The organism is Rothia sp. P6271, from assembly GCF_048512995.1.
In the GTDB taxonomy this organism is placed as follows: Bacteria; Actinomycetota; Actinomycetes; order Actinomycetales; family Micrococcaceae; genus Rothia.
In genome coordinates, this window is record NZ_JBLXXV010000001.1 from 234,468 (window position 1) to 254,570 (window position 20,103).

Sequence of the window (20,103 nt, forward strand, 5' to 3'; positions counted from 1 at the left end):
AATCAATACCAAAGGACTGTATCCATACTGCCATTAATTCGAAGCCCACATTAGCTCTGCCGTTCAACGCTGGAATGCGCCGATATAAATGCTTCAAAGGAGCATTAGAGGCACTGAGGCTAAGTACTTCGTATCAAACTATATCGGCTCTAGAGCCCTTAATCTACCTAGATTCAGCTTAATTCCCTATTGTTTATCTCAAACCTCAGAGATTTATCTCACTTAACCCTCGATTAACTTAAAACGAAGAGTGCCACTGCACAAAAGCAGTGGCACTCCCCTGCATCAATCATTTATCGAAAGATTAATACACTCTAAATTCAGAGCTAGTTCCCGTAAAGGGTGAAATCTGCCCCCAACCATTCTTCGAATGACCGTAATACACAATCCGATAGTGTCCAGAAGGAGCCGTTGATGGAACCTCCCAACTAATCGTCACGCGTGACTGAGCAGCCCACTGGCGTTTCCACTCAAAACGAGTGTTCGGATCATTATCGTTTGTAACGTATTCCCAATCATGCCCGTTCCATCGTTGTATCTCAAGATAGCTCCCCTGCTTACGAACACTGTTATTGGGGTGTGCGCCAACAAAATCTGCCGAAACAGTGCCGCCACGCCAAGTATTACGAGGCGCGCGTATTTGCTGACCATAGTATTTTCCAGCACCAGCGGTATCATAAAGAACCTTGCCTTTAGAGCTCTTTGCAGCATAAGGAGTCTGAGGCTTATCCCCCAAGTCTAAGGATACTCCACGCTGCAAAGCAGAACCTACCTCATGCAAACTCTGACGGAAAGCTGGCGCCTCGTAACGACCAAAAATTGTTGCTCCACCCTCATACTGTTGCAGATCATATTCATCGGGAGTTGTCACATAATGGTTATAAGCATTGGTGTAACCTTGCAAAATAATATGAGACTCATCAACGCCAAAGAGTTTTGCCATGTCCTGACGATACTGCACGCCAACAGCACCCGTATATTCACCTGGCAAGCCTAAGATATAGTAGTCGCCAAAACGCATCACCTGGACAGGAAGCTTCTCCTGAACAGCTCCTACCACGCCCACCGCAAGAAGGTGATCTTTAGGATACTGACAAGACTTCAAATCTGGAGAAACAGCATAAACAGCGCGACTCATTGTGTAAAAGAACTTGTTAGCGCCAACGCCTTCACCAAAAATGGGGAGACCTCCGCCACCATCTTCTTCAGAGCCAGAGCCAAAGGACTCCCCCAAAGAAGCACGACACGTACGCTCCGCCTGCCCCGTTCCGGTATATTGAGCGTCCACCGTCATATTACTAAAGTCAAAATACTTCACCGCTGAGCTAAGTCCCTGACCAACAGGTTGCCCTTGACTACGAAGCTGATCACGAACGGCATCGGCCTGTTTTGTTCCTTGAATCTTCATATTCTCAAAAGGAATATCCGTAGGGCCTTTACCTGGCTCAAGCCAAGTATTCGGAGTAACATCACCAGCGTTACTATTAGCAAAAGCAGCGATAAATCCATCGCCTGCACCAGAGTAATGATCTACACCATGATCTTGGTGTTCTAAAAGCCACTCAGCATACCCTTTATTGTCAGAAGAAATCAGTGTATTGGTTGTAGGTAATGAGGTAGCGTGCACAGCAAACCAGTTAATGACCGCACGTGTTTTGCCACCACGTTCTAGACGCAAAGTTACTGTTGTCGGGTCTACTCCATTCACCAACTTGTTCTTAAGCTCTTGAGGGTCACGTTCAAAAGCAACAGCAGAACGATTAGCGCCAACACCGGTCAGCTGCGAATGAGACACAGTAAGCTGCCCCGGCGCTAAATCTCGGTGAGCAGCATCAATAGCATCCATGATGCCCTCGACAGTCGCATTAAAAGTATCTTCGTGCCATCCGCTTGTCGTGACGTTGTACAGACTATATTTGGTGATACCGCCAGGGGTAGAGTGAGTATGGCTAGCGGTAATCATAATATTTGATTCTCCATACGCATTGCCATACTGCTGTTGCACACGACGAATCACCTCATCACGGACACTCTGAAAAGCAGACAACTGATCCAACACAACAATGAGGTTACGTTCTCCAGTATTCCTATCTTGAATTTCAAACGCACGCGCGTAGGAACGGCTCATTACGCCAGACCCAAGCTGTTTCCCATCTCCATACCCCATGAAACCAACCTCAGCTGGTTCACCGGTGACATCTCCGATACCAGCACCCACAAGATACGGGCTAGAAGAAACATTCTGAGAATGCGAAGACGAAGAATACCAATAATTAGGATGAGCCTGAGCAGGCTCTAGAACAGATAAGGATGCACAAGCTAAAGCCGCACCTACAACCAGCGAACCCGTACGACGAAGCCGTGAAACGGCAGGCGAAGATAACACAATAACCCCTAAAAGAAAATTAACGTTAGCGATGTGAGTGATGAATGCTGACCTACACCTAGAGGTAGCAAGCAATAGTTTAGAGCATCCCTTAGAAAAATACCCTGAGCAATCTTCAAAAAATTAATACGTGATACACGAGAACCAGCTATCAGCGCATATCAAACCTATAAACGCCCTACTTATGATTTATCTCTCGAAGAGCATTAAAAACCGGAGGGGTTTCTTCTCTCACTAATGAAAGAAGAAACCCCTCCGGCTGTATCAGGCTAACAAGCCCCCTTTGAAAGGATTATTTACCGAAGTCGTAATCATCCAAAGGAATAGCCTGGAACTCTGCAGAAATAGAACCCTCGTTCTCAGCTGCATAGCTGAAATCGTTGAATCCGCTTGCAGAGACCTGGAAAAGCTGTTCACGTGCTTCGTCAGTAGGCTCAACTTCAATATCGTTGTAGCGAGCCAAACCTGTACCAGCAGGAATGAGCTTACCAATGATGACGTTCTCTTTAAGACCGACCAATGGATCTTCTTTACGTTCCATAGCAGCCTGAGTAAGAACTCGAGTCGTCTCCTGGAAGGACGCAGCAGAAAGCCACGACTCAGTCGCCAAGGACGCCTTCGTAATACCCATCATCTCAGGACGAGCAGAAGCAGGACGCTTACCCTCAGCTACGGCCTTACGGTTCGCAGCTTGGAAGGCAAGGTTCTCTACGAGCTCACCGGGGAGAAGATCAGTTTCACCAGAGTCAATAACGGTCACACGACGAAGCATCTGGCGAACAATCACCTCAACGTGCTTATCGTGAATACCTACACCCTGAGAACGGTATACGTCCTGAACCTCATCGACAAGATGCTTACGAGCATGACGAGGACCACGAATACGTAGTACTTCCTTAGGATCAACGGCACCTGCAACCAGCTGATCACCAATCTCGACGTGTTCACCCTCAGTTACGAGCAGACGGGAACGACGAAGAACGGGATAAGCTACAGGTTCGTCACCGTTATCAGGAGTAATCACAACCTTCAAAGCCTTATCAGTATCTTCCATAGAGACACGACCGCTGACCTCAGAAATAGGTGCAACGCCCTTAGGAGTACGTGCTTCAAAGAGCTCCTGAATACGAGGTAGACCCTGAGTAATATCGTCTGCGGTTGCGACACCACCGGTGTGGAAGGTACGCATGGTGAGCTGAGTACCAGGTTCACCAATAGACTGTGCCGCAATAATACCAACAGCTTCACCGATATCTACCAAGTTACCAGAAGCCATAGAACGGCCGTAGCACAAGGCACAGACACCAACAGCAGAGTGGCAGGTCAATACAGAACGAACCTTAACTTGTTCAACGCCAGCCTTGAAAAGCTTGTTGATGACAATATCAGATACGTCAGTACCAGCAGCAGCAAGAATCTCTCCCGAAGCATCTTTGACATCTACTGCCAAAGAACGTCCGTGGATAGCAGTCTCGACCTGTGGGTGCAATTCGTCCCCTGCAGGGGTAACAAGCGGTAGGTCTAGACCTTGGCGTGTACCACAGTCATCTTCACGAACGATAACGTCCTGAGAAACGTCCACCAAACGACGAGTCAAGTAACCAGAGTTTGCAGTACGCAACGCAGTATCAGCAAGGCCCTTACGAGCACCGTGAGTCGCGATGAAGTATTCCAAAACGGACAGGCCTTCACGATATGAAGACTTAATCGGGCGAGGCATAATCTCACCCTTTGGGTTCGACACGAGACCACGGATACCCGCAATCTGACGAACCTGCATCCAGTTACCACGAGCACCAGAAGTCACCATACGGTTAATGGTAGTGTTCAGGTTTGCAAGGTTCTGTTTCATGACTTTAGCAACTTCATCTGTTGCCTGAGTCCAGATCTTAATCAGCTCGGTACGACGCTCGTTATCGCCGATAAGACCCAGATCGAAGTCCTGCTGAATCTTTTCAGCTTTCTGCTCGTAGCCTTCCATAATGGCAGGTTTATCTTTAGGCGCCGCGATATCAGAGATAGCAACGGTCACGCCAGAGCGAGAAGCATAGTAGAAACCAGTGTTCTTGAGCTGATCAAGAGTCTGAGCTACCACGTTCATCGGGTATTTCTCGGCAAGGTCATTAATCAAAGAACCAAGCTGCTTCTTATCTGCGACTTCCCCATACCAAGGGTAATCAGCAGGAAGAGTCTGGTTGAAGATTACTTGACCGACGGTGCATTCAAGAAGAATGCTTCCACCTTGTTCAAAGCCTTCAGGAGTTTCAAAACCTTCTGGAGCAATGAAAGAGTCAAAGTGGATTTTGACCTTAGCGTTGATAGCAATCTGACCCAAATCCATCGCCATAATAGCTTCTGCCAAGGAAGAGAAGATACGACCTTCGCCAGTTGCGTCTTCTTGAGGTGTGGTCAAATGGAATAGACCAATCACCATATCCTGGTCAGGAACAGCTACTGGACGACCGTCTGAAGGCTTCAAAATGTTATTGGATGAAAGCATCAAAATACGTGCTTCAGCCTGAGCCTCAGGAGATAGTGGCAGGTGAACTGCCATCTGGTCGCCGTCGAAGTCAGCGTTGAACGCGGAGCATACAAGAGGGTGAAGCTGAATAGCTTTACCTTCAACAAGCTGAGGTTCGAACGCCTGAATACCCAAACGGTGCAGGGTAGGTGCACGGTTCAAAAGCACAGGATGCTCAGCAATAACTTCTTCAAGAACGTCCCAGACCTGAGAACGAGAACGCTCAACCATACGCTTAGCAGACTTGATGTTCTGCGCATGGTTGAGGTCTACCAGACGCTTCATCACGAAAGGCTTGAACAGCTCCAACGCCATCTGCTTTGGAAGACCACACTGATGCATTGAAAGCTGGGGGCCACCGACAATAACAGAACGACCAGAGTAATCAACACGCTTACCCAAGAGGTTCTGGCGGAAACGACCCTGCTTACCCTTAAGCATGTCAGAAAGGGACTTCAGAGGACGGTTACCAGGACCAGTAACCGGGCGACCACGACGACCGTTATCGAAGAGCGAATCAACTGCTTCTTGAAGCATGCGCTTTTCGTTATTAACGATAATTTCGGGTGCGCCCAACTCAAGTAGACGCTTGAGACGGTTGTTACGGTTAATCACACGACGGTAGAGGTCGTTGAGGTCAGAGGTTGCAAAACGTCCACCGTCAAGCTGCACCATCGGACGCAATTCTGGAGGAATCACAGGAACAACTTCAAGAACCATACCCAAAGGTGAGTTTGTGGTGCTCAAGAAGGAGTTAACAACCTTCAAACGCTTCAGCGCACGAGTCTTACGCTGACCCTTACCAGTCTGAATAATCTCTTTGAGAGCTTCAGCTTCTGCTTCAAGGTCGAAAGATTCTAGGCGGGAACGAATAGCCTCAGCACCCATGGAACCTTCAAAGTACATGCCGTACTTATCAACCATGGCACGGTAGAGAGCTTCATCGCCTTCAAGGTCAGCAACCTTCAAAGACTTGAAACGATCCCAAACTTTTTGCTCAAACTCGATTTCGCGATCAGCATTTTTACGAACAGATGCCATCTGACGTTCTGCTTGGTCACGGAGTTTACGCTTCTCTGCTGCTTTTCCGCCTTCAGCTTCAATGCGTGCAAGTTCTTCTTCCGTCTCACGAGCAATGAGATTAATATCTGCATCACGTTGAGCTTCCAAAGCTTTCTTGTCACGTTCGAAAGCTGCCTCAAGGTTTGGAAGATCGTCGTGACGGCCTTCCTCATCCACAGAGGTAATCATGTACGCGGCAAAGTAGATAATCTTTTCAAGATCTTTAGGAGCAAGATCAAGCAGGTAACCAAGGCGTGAAGGAACACCCTTGAAGTACCAGATGTGAGTCACAGGAGCAGCAAGCTGAATGTGCCCCATACGTTCACGGCGAACTTTAGCGCGGGTTACCTCAACGCCACAGCGTTCACAGATAATTCCCTTAAAGCGTACGCGCTTGTATTTGCCACAGTAGCATTCCCAGTCCCTGGTAGGACCGAAAATACGCTCGTCGAAAAGACCCTCTTTTTCGGGCTTTAGGGTTCGGTAGTTAATGGTTTCGGGCTTCTTGACCTCACCATAAGACCAGCTGCGGATATCATCAGCGGTGGCCAGGCCAATACGCATCAAACCGAGTGAAGATTCGTTGGACATTTGGTCCTTATCTCTTTTCAGTAGTTGTGAAGACTAATTTTCGTAGAAATGATGAACAGGTATATCTACCTCGTAAAAGGGCTAGACCTCTTCCACAGAGTTAGGCTCTGCGTGAGATAGGTCGATACCTAGATCATCTGCTGCACGGAAGCCTTCGTCTTCAGCATCGCGCATTTCAATGGTCTTACCGTCAGTTGAAAGGACTTCAACGTTCAGGCAGAGGGACTGCATTTCTTTGATGAGCACCTTGAAGGATTCAGGAACACCAGGTTCTGGAATGTTCTCGCCCTTGACGATTGCCTCATAGACCTTCACACGACCGTGAACATCGTCAGACTTGATGGTCAAGATTTCCTGAAGGGTGTATGCGGCGCCGTATGCTTCAAGCGCCCACACTTCCATCTCACCAAAACGCTGACCACCGAACTGTGCTTTACCACCGAGCGGCTGCTGAGTAATCATGGAGTACGGACCAGTCGAACGTGCGTGAATCTTGTCATCCACTAGGTGGTGAAGTTTCAAGATGTACTGGTAACCCACCGAAACGGGTTCGGGGAAGCGTTCACCAGAACGACCATCATAGAGGTTTGCTTTACCACTACGGTTGATTAGACGTTCACCGTCACGGTTCGGGTTGGAGTGATCCAACAAGTCAAAGAGCTCAACTTCGTCTGCACCATCGAATACGGGGGTGGAGACCTTAGTGGGGCCACTTTCCTTCGGGAAGTTCGGAAGGTTCTTCAACCATGATGGGTTGCCTTCAATCTTCCAACCTTGTTTCGCCAACCAACCGGTGTGAACCTCAAGAACCTGACCGATGTTCATACGACCAGGAACACCCAAGGGGTTCAAGATGACGTCGATAGGGGTACCGTCTTCCATGAAGGGCATATCTTCAACGGGAAGAATCTTTGTAATAACACCCTTGTTACCGTGACGACCTGCAAGCTTATCGCCCACAGTAATCTTGCGCTTTTGAGCCACGTAAACGCGTACCAGCTGGTTAACACCTGAAGGTAGTGCGTCGTCGTCATCGGTGTTGCTGTCTCGGTCAAAGGTACGAACAGCGATAACGGTACCTGACTCGCCGTGAGGAACCTTCAAAGAGGTGTCACGAACTTCACGAGATTTCTCGCCGAAGATTGCACGAAGGAGTCGCTCTTCGGGGGTTAGTTCAGTTTCGCCCTTAGGGGTCACTTTACCAACGAGAATATCGCCGGATTCAACTTCAGCACCGATATGGATGATACCGCGCTCGTCGAGAGCAGAGAGAACTTCTTCAGAGACGTTGGGGATGTCTCGAGTAATTTCTTCTGCACCGAGCTTGGTGTCGCGTGCGTCAATTTCGTGTTCTTCGATGTGAATTGACGTCAGCACGTCATCAGAAATCATGCGCTGGGACAGGATGATACCGTCCTCAAAGTTGAAGCCTTCCCAAGACATGTATGCCACGAGGAGGTTCTTACCCAATGCCAATTCGCCGTTGTCGGTTGAAGGACCGTCAGCGATAAGTCCCTGAGCTTCAACGCGGTCTCCGGCACGAACGATAACACGGTGGTTATAGCAGTTACCGGGGTTTGAACGCTTGAACTTAGAAATGGGGTATGAGGAGGTTGTACCATCGTCGTTGCGAACGATGACGAGGTCTGCAGAGACCTCAGATACGACACCGGCTTTACGCGCTAGAACAGAATCTCCAGAGTCGATTGCTGCATAGCGTTCCATACCGGTACCAACGACGGGCGCTTCGGAGACGAGCAACGGAACAGCCTGACGCTGCATGTTTGCACCCATCAACGCACGGTTTGCGTCGTCGTGTTCGAGGTAAGGAATCAATGCGGTTGCAACAGAAACCATCTGGCGTGGTGAAACGTCCATGTATTCAACGTCTGTTGCATCTACCAGCACAGCTTCACCGGAGCCATCGCCAGCACGGCACAGGACGGTAGGTTCAGCAAAGTGTAGGTCTTCGGTCAAAGGCGCATTTGCCTGAGCAATAGTAGTGCCTTTTTCGTCATCTGCAGTGAGGTATTCAACCTCATTGGTGACCTGACCGTTGACGACTCGACGGTAAGGAGTTTCGATGAACCCGAAGGGGTTGATACGTCCATATGTTGCCAAAGAACCAATCAGACCAATGTTGGGGCCTTCAGGGGTTTCGATGGGGCACATACGTCCGTAGTGTGAGGGGTGAACGTCTCGAACTTCCATACCTGCACGGTCACGTGAAAGACCGCCAGGGCCTAGCGCAGAAAGACGACGCTTATGGGTCAAACCGGCTAGAGGGTTGTTCTGGTCCATGAACTGTGACAGCTGAGAAGTACCGAAGAACTCTTTAATGGAAGCTACCACGGGACGGATGTTGATAAGGGTCTGAGGAGTGATTGCTTCAACGTCCTGAGTTGTCATGCGTTCACGCACAACTCGTTCCATACGAGAAAGACCAGTACGAATCTGGTTTTCAATCAATTCTCCAACAGCGCGGATACGACGGTTACCAAAGTGGTCGATGTCGTCGGTATCAACACGGATTTCTACGGGCTTTCCGTCACGTACGCCAGAGATGGTCTTACCGCCAGCATGCAAAGTGACGAGGTAGCGAATCATCGCTGCAATGTCGTCTTGGCTGAGCACCATAGCTGATGGGTCAGTAAGAGGAGTTTCAACACCAAGTTTGCGATTTACCTTGTAACGACCAACCTTTGCAAGGTCATAACGTTTAGGCGTGAAGTACATGTTGTCCAGAAGGTTCTGGGCAGCGTCAACCGTTGGAGGTTCGCCGGGACGAAGTTTACGGTAGATATCGAGTAGAGCTTCGTCGCGAGTCTGTACGGTGTCTTTTTCTAGGGTTGCGCGAATGGCGTCAAATTCACCAAATTCTTCAAGAATTTTTGCTTCGCTCCAGCCTAGAGCTTTAAGGAGCACCGTAACGGACTGTTTACGTTTGCGGTCAAGACGTACGCCAACCTGGTCACGCTTATCAATTTCTAGCTCGAACCATGCACCGCGGGAGGGAATGATTTTTGCTGTGTAGATATCTTTATCAGAAGTACGGTCTACGGACTTCTCAAAGTATGCGCCAGGAGAGCGAACCAGCTGAGATACAACGACACGTTCGGTGCCGTTGATGACGAACGTACCAGAGTCGGTCATGAGCGGGAAATCACCCATGAACACGGTCTGCTGTTTAATCTCACCGGTGTTGTTGTTCATGAATTCTGCTTTAACGTACAACGGCGCAGAGTAGGTCGCATCGCGATCTTTGCACTGCTCCATGGTGTACTTTGGTTCAGCAAATTCAGGTTCGGAGAACGATAGGGACATCGTTCCTTGGAAATCTTCAATCGGAGAAATTTCGTCAAAGATTTCAGCAAGCCCCGAAACGGGTTGTACTGAGGTGTCTCCTGTTTCTGCTGCTTCTGCTACGCGTTGCGCCCAGCGTTCGTTACCGATGAGGGCGTCAAAGCTGTTGGTTTGCAGAGCAAGCAAATCAGGAACCTGCAGCGGCTCAGAAATCTTTGCAAATGAAATTCGGCTTGGTGTACCTAAACGGTTCACTGCGCCGTTAGCGGCTTCGTTATTAGAGGTGCTCGAGGCGACCAAGTTGGATCCTTCCACAGACCTGTCTGTTTCATATTCGCTGTCCCAGAAAACATAGTAAAACCGTGGAAAAGAACCGCAACGCACGAGGCGCATGAGACTTCGGGTGTTGGGAACTTTTAGGAACGAAATACTTGTTTTTGCTCTGTTTCACCCATGCCCACCGCTATATGAAGGCAGAAAGGTTATGGATAGCGTAAGTATTCACAATACAGCAAGAAAAAACTAAAGTCCATACAACCATCACGGAAAATATGCAACTTTTCTTTTTGATGGTGTACCTAACATTCCACAACGTTCACAGCTAGCCCACCCATAGATGTCTCTTTATACCGATGACTCATATCCTCACCAGTTTGACGCATTGTTTCAATGACTTGATCCAAAGACACTCGATGCTCACCATCGCCACGAAGCGCCATACGAGCAGCATTAATCGCTTTAGCAGCAGCCATCGCATTACGCTCAATACACGGTATCTGCACCAAACCACCTACAGGATCACACGTCAGACCAAGATTATGTTCCATGGCAATCTCTGCAGCGTTCTCAATCTGTTCATTACTACCGCCCATCACCTGAGCCAACCCCGCAGCAGCCATTGAAGATGCCGTACCGACTTCTCCCTGGCACCCCACCTCAGCACCAGAAATTGAAGCTCGTTTCTTATATAAAGCGCCGATAGCAGAAGCACATAAGAAAAAGTCAACAATGAGTTGTTCGCGCTTAGCGACACCGCATGTACGAACACCCGGAAGATAGTTCAACGCATAGTGCAAAACAGCAGGAATAATACCCGAAGCTCCATTCGTTGGAGCTGTCACCACCCTGCCACCAAAAGCATTCTCTTCGTTAACAGCCAAAGCCATCAAGTTCACCCAGTCAATAGCAAACTCAGGGCTCTTTTGAGGGTCTTCCGCCAATAAATCACGATGCCAAGCTGCGGCACGGCAACGAACCTTTAACTCTCCTGGCAAATACCCCATACGAGACAGTGAAGAACCAATACATTCTTTCATCACTCGATGAATGGCTAAAATGCCCTGACGAATCTCATCTTCAGAACGAGCCGAAAGCTCATTACACATCTTCAGCTGAGCGATAGATAGCCCTGCCTTATTTGCCAAACGCACCAGCTCTTCACCAGAGCCGAAAGGATAAGGCGCATTCTCGAGCCCAGAAGAATCATCGAGGGTTTCGTTTTCTTCAACGATGAACCCTCCACCAATAGAAAAATAGGTACGTTCAAGGAGAAGACCGGAAGTATCATAAGCTGCAATTTTAACGCCGTTTGTATGCCTCGCTAAAACAGTCAACGGACGTAGCGTCATATCAGATTCACGATATTTCACAACCGGACCATAACATAATGGCTCGTGGGGCTGAGGAGCACCATCGTGATAAGAACGAGAGGGAAAACCCGCTAACGGCAAAATACCATCACGTTGGTTATCTGCCATCATCCGTTCGGCTTGAGCAATGTTAATAGTCTCTGGAACAAAACCTGCACAACCTTTGAGAACGGCACTCATCGTACCGTGACCGGCACCAGTTGCGGCTAACGAACCATAAAGATCCACGTGTATACGCGAAACGCTCTGAAATTTTCCCGTATCAATGAGCTCTGCGATAAAACGGTTTGCTGCTCTCATCGGCCCTACCGTGTGGGAAGAGGAAGGCCCGATACCAATAGAAAATAATTCAAAAACAGAAATATCGTAGTTTAATGATTCAGCTTGTATCTGTTCATCGCTAATGTTCATCCTGTGAGATTTCCTTTTTCTGTGCACTTTTAGCAGCGTTCAACGCGCTAAAACATCAACCTCTTACGGGGGATAATAAGAGGAAACTGTAAAAGCTTGATGAACGTTCCATCACACAGGATGGAGTGGGAATACGCAGATCAAGCTTCTACAGTTCTACAAGATAAGAGTCTCTACCAAGAAACTTTTATCCGGTTATGAAGGTGAACCCACATATTATCGGCGATAAAACGGAACAGCAACCACATCAAATGGTGCTCGTTTACCGCGAATATCAACCTCTACAGTGGTTCCTTCATGTGCGTAGGAGCTCTCCACTAATGCCATCGCAATCGGATCCCCCAATGTTGGTGAGGGAATACCTGAGGTAACATATCCGATGTTCTTCTCGCCATCCATCAGTTGAGAGTCAGCGCGTGCAGGACGTTTTTGCTGCGCTTTAAGCCCCACGAGAGAACGTTGAGGCGGTGTTTGAGATAGCACACTCAACGCCTGACGGCCTACAAAGTCACTGCTCTTTTTCTCTAATGCGATATCGACTAAACGTCCTAGACCAGACTCATAAGGAGTGATGTCTAGGCCTAGTTCATGACCGTATAAAGGCATACCAGCTTCTAGACGCAACGAGTCGCGCGCTGCTAAACCAGCAGGAATCATCTCGAAAGATTTGCCGGCGCTCATAGCAGCCGACCATAATGCGCTAGCTTGGTCTGCTGGCACATAAATTTCAAAGCCGTCTTCTCCGGTATATCCGGTGCGAGCTAACAACACAGAAATTCCGGATAAGCTCAACGGTGTTGCAGCATAATATTTCAGTTCACGTACCGATTGAGGGTCGCTTGGCTCCATGGCCAGAATAATCTCTTCAGCTTGTGGTCCTTGCACCGCAACCAAAGCGGTATCTTCAGATTCGTTGACTAGTTCCACCTCAAACCCTGCAGTACGTTCGAGTAACGTCTGATAATCTACCTCTACGTTCGAGGCATTAGGAACAACAAGGAACTCATCCTCAGCTAGCCGGTAAGTGATGAGGTCATCGATAATGCCGCCGTCTTCGTTGACCAGAATCGAATATTTGGCTTTACCAACTTTGAGAATGCTCATATTCGAGACCAGAGCATAATCTAAAAATGCTGCAGCGTCTGGCCCGCTCACACGGAATTCACCCATATGTGAAAGATCGAATAGGCCTGCATGCTGGCGTACAGCGTGATGTTCTTGGACATCATTAGTGTATTTTACGGGCATATCCCAGCCACCAAAATCGGTAAAGGTAGCGCCTAATGCGAGGTGTTCTTCGTGTAGTGGTGTTTTCTTGGTCATGTTTGATACATCTTTCTTAACAGATATGGTTCAGGGGTGGGGCAAACACCGTTATCTGCCCCACCTCATCGATATTTTTGAGCCGATTCGCCCCGCTAATGTCATTCAGAAGCAGATGATTCCATCTCAAAGGCTTCCATCGGCGGGCACTGGCAAACAAGGTTACGGTCGCCACCGGCACCATCGATACGTCCTACCGAAGGGAAGTATTTTTGATGGTGCAAAGAAGGCACAGGATACGCAGCCTCCGAACGAGAGTAGGCCCTATCCCAGATATCTGCCGTGACAACCTCAACGGTATGTGGAGCATTGCGCAAAAGTGATTCTTCAACACTCACTTTTCCGCTGATGACATGCTGAATCTCATCATAAATACAGCTCATTGCTTCAATGAAACGGTCGAGCTCTTGAAGATCCTCAGATTCTGTTGGCTCAACCATCAAAGTTCCAGGAACAGGGAACGCCAAGGTCGGTGCATGGAATCCGTAATCCATGAGACGTTTACAGATGTCTTCGGCAGTGACGCCGCTAGCCGCGGTTAGCTCACGCACGTCAAGAATACATTCATGTGCCACTAGGCCATGATCGCCGGTATAGAGTACCGGATATTTGTCGCCCAGCTTTTTAGCAATGTAGTTCGCATTAACAATGGCAGTTTCGGAGCTAGAACGAAGCCCTTGAGCACCACTCATAGCAATATACATCCACGAGATGGGCAGTACCCCCGCAGAACCGTACATCGCTTGAGAAATCGGTAAGGGCGAAGACTCTTTATCGTTGTGGTAGGCGTTAGTCGGCAAGTAGGGTGCGAGGTGTTCTCTCACACCGATAGGGCCGACACCAGGGCCTCCTCCGCCGTGAGGAATAGCGAAAGTTTTGTGAAGGTTCAGATGTGATACGTCTCCCCCGAATCGGCCGGGTTGGGATAGGCCCATCTGCGCGTTAAGGTTTGCACCGTCCACGTATACTTGTCCGCCGGCTTCGTGAACAAGCTGGCAGACTTCAACAACTTGTTCTTCAAATACACCATGAGTTGACGGGTAGGTAATCATCATTGCGGCGATAGTGTCACCGTATTTTTCAATTTTGGCGCGGAGGTCCGCCACATCGATAGAGCCATCTTCTGCCGTAGCTACACCAGCAACAGAAAGTCCAGCCAGAGCGGCAGAAGCAGCATTAGTGCCATGAGCAGATAACGGGATCAGGACGACGTTGCGTTGTTCTTCTCCACGCGTTTGGTGGTAAGAACGAATAGCGCGTAGCCCTGCATATTCTCCAGATGCACCAGAGTTTGGTTGCATGGACAGAGCATCGTATCCGGTAATTTCGACGAGCCATGCAGAGAGCTCCTCGATGAGCTCTAACCAGCCTTGAGCTTGTTCGATGGGCACGAGCGGGTGGATACCAGCAAATTCTGGCCAAGAGATAGGCTCCATCTCGGCGGCAGAGTTGAGTTTCATCGTGCAAGAGCCAAGAGGAATCATGGTGCGGTCGAGAGCAAGGTCTTTATCGGAGAGCTTGCGCAGGTAACGCATCATGGCAGTTTCTGAACGGTAACTATGGAACACCGGATGCTGCATGTAGTCTTCATCGCGTAGCAGTTCAGCAGGCATGGGGTATTGTTCTTCTGCGCTCTCTTCTACGAGAGTTCCGCCGAGTGCTTCCACAAGGCTCCGTAGAGTGTCTTCATCATGAGATTCACCGACGGAGATGCTGATACGGTCACTGTTGATTTTACGAATGTTGATGCCGGTTTCAAGCGCAGCAGCAACGAGTTCGTCAGCACGTGATGGTGCGTCAAAGGCGACGGTATCAAAGAAATCTTCGTGAACAAGTGTGAGTCCAGTGGAGCGTAGAGAGTCAGCGATACGTGATGCGTTGCGGTGCAGACGACGAGCAATCTCGCGGAGTCCCTCTGGCCCGTGATAGAGAGCGTAGGCTCCAGCGACAATGGCGAGTAGAGCCTGTGCAGTACAAATGTTGCTGGTTGCTTTTTCACGGCGGATGTGCTGTTCACGAGTTTGTAGCGCAAGACGATAGGCGGGTTTTCCGGCGGTGTCTTGTGATACTCCGACCAGACGCCCCGGTAAAGTTCGTTCCATGCCTTTACGTGTTGCCATGAAGGCTGCGTGAGGTCCACCAAAAAAGAATGGTAGGCCGAAGCGTTGCGTGTTACCGACACAAATATCTGCACCCAGTTCGCCGGGTGATTGTAGCAGTGTCAAGGCAAGTAGGTCTGCGGTGATAGTGACGAGCGCTTGTCGTTGATGGGCTTGGTCGATGAGTTCTTTAACGTTTCGGATTTGTCCATCATGGCTGGGGTATGCGAGAACGATACCGTAAAGGTCGCCTTCTGGAAGTCCTTGAGAGAAGTCGGTTACGACCATGGGGATGTTGAGGGCTTCTACGCGTCCTCGAACGACAGAAAGAGTTTGGGGTAGGCAGCGGGAGTCGATAGCGAAGAAACCGTTTTTGACTTTACGGTTAGCTCGGTGCATCATCACAACTGCTTCTGCTGTAGCAGTTGCTTCGTCCAAGAGTGATGCGTTGGCAATGTCTAGTCCGGTCAGTTCCATGACCGTGTTTTGGAAGTTTAGTAATGCTTCTAGACGCCCTTGCGATATTTCAGGCTGATAAGGGGTGTAGCTGGTGTACCAGCCGGGGTTTTCGAGGATATTTCGACGTAGTACCGCAGGGGTGACACTGTCGTAGTAACCGGCACCAATCATCTGGGTTTTGAGAATGTTATGGGATGCGTATTCTCGGAGTTTTTTGTGGGCTTGTTCTTCGCTGAGAGGTTCAGGGAGGTTGAGGTCCTGTTCCATACGAATATTTGCTGGTACGACGTCTGCGATAAGTGCTGAGAGCGAATCGTAGCCGATGGTATTCAGCATGGTGTGCAGGTCTTCAGATCGTGGCCCGAGGTGACGGTCGATAAATGGCATGGGATATTCTCCTGGTCTGATTGCACCTCAAATGTGAGAGTGCGCTAAGACCTCCCCGCTCTGTTTCTGACCTGAGAGTTTTCGTCTGTGTTGATGTGTCGGTGCATTAACACAGTTTTGCCCCTTCGGTGGAGAATAGTGTTTTCTCCTCTTCAGAGTTGCCTGGCTCAGCGGTACTTTGTGCCTGAGAGTTTCCCGGGGAGGATTTGCTCCTTCGGCGCCACCTCATTTGGTGTTATTGGTGGTCTCTCCCGCTGCGCATAACAGCAATACTTTTATTAAAAGTCTGCCACATCACACCTAAAAAATATATGCTTTTTTGGTCGTGTTTTTGTATTCGACACCTTATGTCGCTATTAGCGGGAGTAGAACTCGTTATCCTCTCACCAAAATTAGTGTGTAGATGGTGCTACGGAAGGAAGATTCTCGTCGATGAGACTCACGGGAGCCGGATGCCACATACCGAGAGCAGGTTTTCCGCCTTTGAAAGCACCGAGTTCTGTAAACCCGTGACGTCGATAGAGAGAAGCGCTACGGTAAGTCGACGCTTCTAGATAAGAGCCGTATTGACCGGTACGTGCTAAGCGATAGTCAAGCAGTGCACTACCTGCCCCGCAAGAGCGGGCAGATTCGTGAACGCCGATGGTGTATAGGTACCAGTGTTCGAAAGCTGGTCGAGCACGTAAAAGCTTTATTTCTGTTACGACGGCGCTAAAGAGTGAACGCCCTAAGAGCTTCGCATATTGAGGTAGGGCACGCAGGTCTGCCAGTAGGTTACCTTTTTGCCCTTCAGGGCTGAGCCAGAGTGCGGCCCCAAGGATTGTGTCATTTTCGTCGACGGCGATGTCTATTTTGCCTTTAGAAGCGTAGGTGTTACGAATTTGGAACTCGAAGAGCTCACGTATTTTATCTGCTTGATGAGTTCCGCCCATGGCGTGGCTCATGACGGGGTCGTGTTCAAAAGCGTTTGTCAGTGCTTCGATAGCGCCTGCGTAGTCGGCTTCTGTTGCTTCACGGACGGTAAAATGACGATTTTTTTCTGACATATCCGATTTTCCCCTCAGGTATCTTTACCGACATTCTATATACCAAAGGGGGTGAGTTGCTTGTAGTGTAGCCGTCTTTAGTTCGTGTTGTGATAGGTATCTTAAAACGCCACTGGGCAGCACCGCCAAAGCGATACTGCCCAGTGTTACAAAGACTCTTGTCAAGAACCGATTACTTAAGGGTAACGGTTGCGCCTGCGCCTTCGAGCTGTTCCTTAGCCTTTTCAGCGTCTTCCTTGGAAGCGCCTTCGAGAACAGCCTTAGGAGCGGAATCAACGAGGTCCTTAGCTTCCTTCAAACCGAGGGAGGTAAGGGCACGAACTTCCTTAATAACTGCGATCTTCTTGTCGCCAGCGGATTCGAGAACTACGTCGAATTCGTCTTTTTCGTCAGCTGCAGCTTCGCCGCCAGCTACACCAGCTACTGCAACAGGAGCTGCTGCGGTAACGTCGAATTCTTCCTCGAATGCCTTAACGAATTCGGAAACCTCTACGAGGGAGAGTTCCTTGAAAGCTTCAATGAGTTCTTCAATGGAAAGCTTAGCCATGATTTTGGCTCCTTCTTATGATCAGGTGTAGAGCTTTTGTCTACATATGAAATCTGTGGGGTTGCTCATCGCTAGATGAGCGAACTAGTTGAACGGATGCTAAAACATAATCGTTGAAGATTATGCTTCTGCTCCTTCTTGCTCTTCTAGCTTGATGCGTAGTGCGTCTACAGTGCGTGCAATCTTTGCGAGAGCACCCTTTGCGCCACCTGCAACCTTTGCAAGGAGAACCTCGCGAGATTCAAGGCTTGCGAATTTGTCAACGCCAGCAGCGTCGAGAGCTTCACCTTCGTAGTAGCCGCTCTTGACCACAAGCTGGGGGTTTTCTTTGGCGAAGTCACGCAGTGCCTTTGCAGCGTCAATGATTTCACCGTCGATGAAAGCAATTGCGCTAGGACCTGCAAGCTGGCCTTCGAATGCGTCGATTCCAGCTTCCTTAGCTGCAATAGCAGCAAGGGTATTCTTCACCACAGCATATTCAGTCTCAGCACCGAGTGCACGACGAAGCTGCTTGAGCTGTGCAACGGTGAGACCGCGGTACTCAGTGAGGATGACTGCGTTTGAGCGTTCGAAGCGTGCCTTCAGCTCGGAAACAGCAGAAACCTTTTCCTGTGTCGCCATGGTATTCCTTCCGATTCTTGGTCACCGGTAAAGCGTCTAAGATGCCTTGAGGCAAAAAAATAACCTCGACGCGTAAGCGACGAGGTATATCTCTAAAGTTTTGACATACTCACTTTCAGTGAGCACATGAAAACTATAGAAAGTATTCGTTCACCTACGCTGGCGGTTCTTAGAGAACTCTTATCATTTCGACGAGCTTTAAGCACGTCAAAAATCAGACCGGCGGTCTTTGGTTCTTCTATCAAACCACATACACCCCATACTTTGCAACCTTTAACACCTCGATGGGATAGGTATCACTTAATGTGGGGTTTTAACGACGTTGGCTCGTACCGATATCGGTACGAGCCAACGAAGAATACTTTCTTTGTTATAGAAAATATTTATGAAGTCCTTAGATAGCGACCACGGAAGGGTCGATCTGTACACCAGGGCCCCATGTAGGAGCAACGGTTACCTTGGAGATGTAACGACCCTTTGCAGAGGAAGGCTTCAAACGGTGAATTTCTTCAAGAGCTGCTTCAAAGTTCTGGGTGAGCTGTTCAGCAGTGAAAGAAGCTTTACCGATAATGAAGTGCAAGTTTGCGTTACGGTCAACACGGAAATCAATCTTTCCGCCCTTGATGTCGTTAACAGCCTTTGCAACGTCCATGGTTACGGTGCCGGTCTTAGGGTTAGGCATGAGGTTGCGAGGGCCAAGAATCTTACCCAAGCGACCAACTTTGCCCATCATGTCGGGGGTAGCAACTGCTGCGTCGAAGTCAGTCCATCCGCCAGCAATCTTTGCGATGAGTTCGTCAGAACCAACGAAGTCCGCTCCTGCTGCTTCTGCAGCTGCTGCTTTATCGCCAGCGGCGATAACAACAACGCGAGCGGTCTTACCGGTGCCGTTTGGCAAGTTGACGGTACCGCGTACCATCTGGTCTGCCTTACGAGGATCTACGGAAAGACGCATTGCAACCTCAACGGTTGAATGTGCTTTTTCAGAAGAGATGTCTTTAACAAGCTCAATCGCCTCAGCGGCGGTGTAAAGCTTGCCCTCTTCAATTTTGGCTACAGCTGCCTGATACGCTTTGCTGCGCTTTGCCATCTGCTTTTCTCCTTATGCAGTTGTGGTCTTTTTGAGTCGCGCTCGACTCTGCCACATACCCTTACGGGTGATAAATACTTTCAAAAACCAAAAATTATTTTGGGTTATTTAGGTGGTGAAGTTATTTAACTTCAATACCCATGGAGCGTGCAGTGCCCGCGATAATCTTTGCTGCTGCATCGATATCGTTTGCGTTGAGGTCAACCATTTTGGTTTCCGCAATTTCGCGAACCTGAGCTTCGGTGATAGAACCAACTTTGTTGGTGTGAGGAACGCCGGAGCCTTTAGCAACGCCAGCAGCTTTCTTGATCAAGCCAGAAGCTGGAGGGGTCTTCGTTACGAAGGTGAATGAACGATCTTCGTATACGGTAATTTCTACAGGAACGATGTTTCCACGCATGGATTCAGTTGCAGCGTTGTATGCCTTGCAGAATTCCATGATGTTAACACCGTGCTGACCCAATGCAGGGCCAACGGGAGGAGCCGGGTTAGCGGCACCAGCCTGAATTTGCAGCTTAATGAGGCCTGCGACCTTCTTCTTGGGAGCCAATGTTAGGTCCTTTTCTTAGCTGTTGAACCAACGCACAGGAGCGTGACGCTGGCGGGTG

Annotated in this window: 11 protein-coding genes and 2 riboswitches; all 11 genes read right to left on the reverse strand. The window is 49.1% G+C overall.

Features of this window, described 5'->3' with window-relative positions:
* Positions 1–304: 304 nt before the first annotated feature.
* Positions 305–2,386: a neutral/alkaline non-lysosomal ceramidase N-terminal domain-containing protein gene (locus tag ACN08X_RS01080; protein WP_419107662.1), complete on the reverse strand. Its 2,082-nt coding sequence runs from the start codon at positions 2,384–2,386 to the stop codon at positions 305–307.
* A gap of 292 nt (positions 2,387–2,678) precedes the next feature.
* Positions 2,679–6,560: a DNA-directed RNA polymerase subunit beta' gene (locus ACN08X_RS01085; protein ID WP_419100887.1), complete on the reverse strand. Its 3,882-nt coding sequence runs from the start codon at positions 6,558–6,560 to the stop codon at positions 2,679–2,681.
* A gap of 81 nt (positions 6,561–6,641) precedes the next feature.
* Entirely contained in the window at positions 6,642–10,163 is a 3,522-nt protein-coding gene (gene rpoB / locus ACN08X_RS01090; protein ID WP_419107663.1) for a DNA-directed RNA polymerase subunit beta, read from the reverse strand.
* Between the two features lie 278 nt (positions 10,164–10,441).
* The gene (locus ACN08X_RS01095; RefSeq protein ID WP_419100889.1) at positions 10,442–11,923 is read right to left on the reverse strand and encodes an L-serine ammonia-lyase; all 1,482 of its coding nucleotides are present in this window, start codon (positions 11,921–11,923) and stop codon (positions 10,442–10,444) included.
* Positions 11,924–12,139: 216 nt separating this feature from the next.
* Positions 12,140–13,246 (reverse strand): glycine cleavage system aminomethyltransferase GcvT, encoded by a 1,107-nt coding sequence (gene gcvT, locus ACN08X_RS01100; RefSeq protein ID WP_419107664.1) that lies wholly within the window; start codon positions 13,244–13,246, stop codon positions 12,140–12,142.
* A gap of 101 nt (positions 13,247–13,347) precedes the next feature.
* On the reverse strand, positions 13,348–16,191 hold the full coding sequence (gene gcvP, locus ACN08X_RS01105; RefSeq protein WP_419107665.1) for an aminomethyl-transferring glycine dehydrogenase: 2,844 nt from the start codon (positions 16,189–16,191) through the stop codon (positions 13,348–13,350).
* 50 nt (positions 16,192–16,241) lie between these two features.
* Positions 16,242–16,352, reverse strand: a riboswitch (glycine riboswitch).
* Positions 16,353–16,455: riboswitch (glycine riboswitch) on the reverse strand. It abuts the riboswitch before it with no gap.
* A 128-nt stretch (positions 16,456–16,583) separates the two neighbouring features.
* Positions 16,584–17,237 (reverse strand): N-acetyltransferase family protein, encoded by a 654-nt coding sequence (locus ACN08X_RS01110; protein WP_419100892.1) that lies wholly within the window; start codon positions 17,235–17,237, stop codon positions 16,584–16,586.
* Positions 17,238–17,409: 172 nt separating this feature from the next.
* Positions 17,410–17,784, reverse strand: a complete 375-nt coding sequence (gene rplL / locus ACN08X_RS01115) for a 50S ribosomal protein L7/L12 (protein ID WP_419100893.1) — start codon at positions 17,782–17,784, stop codon at positions 17,410–17,412.
* Between the two features lie 120 nt (positions 17,785–17,904).
* A complete protein-coding gene (gene rplJ, locus ACN08X_RS01120; protein WP_419100894.1) occupies positions 17,905–18,405 on the reverse strand; it encodes a 50S ribosomal protein L10 in 501 nt (166 codons plus the stop codon).
* 394 nt (positions 18,406–18,799) lie between these two features.
* Positions 18,800–19,495: a 50S ribosomal protein L1 gene (gene rplA / locus ACN08X_RS01125; RefSeq protein ID WP_419100895.1), complete on the reverse strand. Its 696-nt coding sequence runs from the start codon at positions 19,493–19,495 to the stop codon at positions 18,800–18,802.
* 121 nt (positions 19,496–19,616) lie between these two features.
* Complete coding sequence (rplK, locus tag ACN08X_RS01130) at positions 19,617–20,045, reverse strand: 50S ribosomal protein L11 (protein ID WP_419100896.1); 429 nt, start codon at positions 20,043–20,045, stop codon at positions 19,617–19,619.
* Positions 20,046–20,103 lie beyond the last annotated feature (58 nt).

Bases quoted from the DNA above. Each gene is read 5' to 3' on its own strand.
- ACN08X_RS01085 (WP_419100887.1), bottom strand. From the start codon at position 6,560: ATGTCCAACGAATCTTCACTCGGTTTGATGCGTATTGGCCTGGCCACC.
- ACN08X_RS01095 (WP_419100889.1), bottom strand. From the start codon at position 11,923: ATGAACATTAGCGATGAACAGATACAAGCTGAATCATTAAACTACGAT.
- gcvT (WP_419107664.1), bottom strand. From the start codon at position 13,246: ATGACCAAGAAAACACCACTACACGAAGAACACCTCGCATTAGGCGCT.
- gcvP (WP_419107665.1), bottom strand. From the start codon at position 16,191: ATGCCATTTATCGACCGTCACCTCGGGCCACGATCTGAAGACCTGCAC.
- ACN08X_RS01110 (WP_419100892.1), bottom strand. From the start codon at position 17,237: ATGTCAGAAAAAAATCGTCATTTTACCGTCCGTGAAGCAACAGAAGCC.
- rplL (WP_419100893.1), bottom strand. From the start codon at position 17,784: ATGGCTAAGCTTTCCATTGAAGAACTCATTGAAGCTTTCAAGGAACTC.
- rplJ (WP_419100894.1), bottom strand. From the start codon at position 18,405: ATGGCGACACAGGAAAAGGTTTCTGCTGTTTCCGAGCTGAAGGCACGC.
- rplA (WP_419100895.1), bottom strand. From the start codon at position 19,495: ATGGCAAAGCGCAGCAAAGCGTATCAGGCAGCTGTAGCCAAAATTGAA.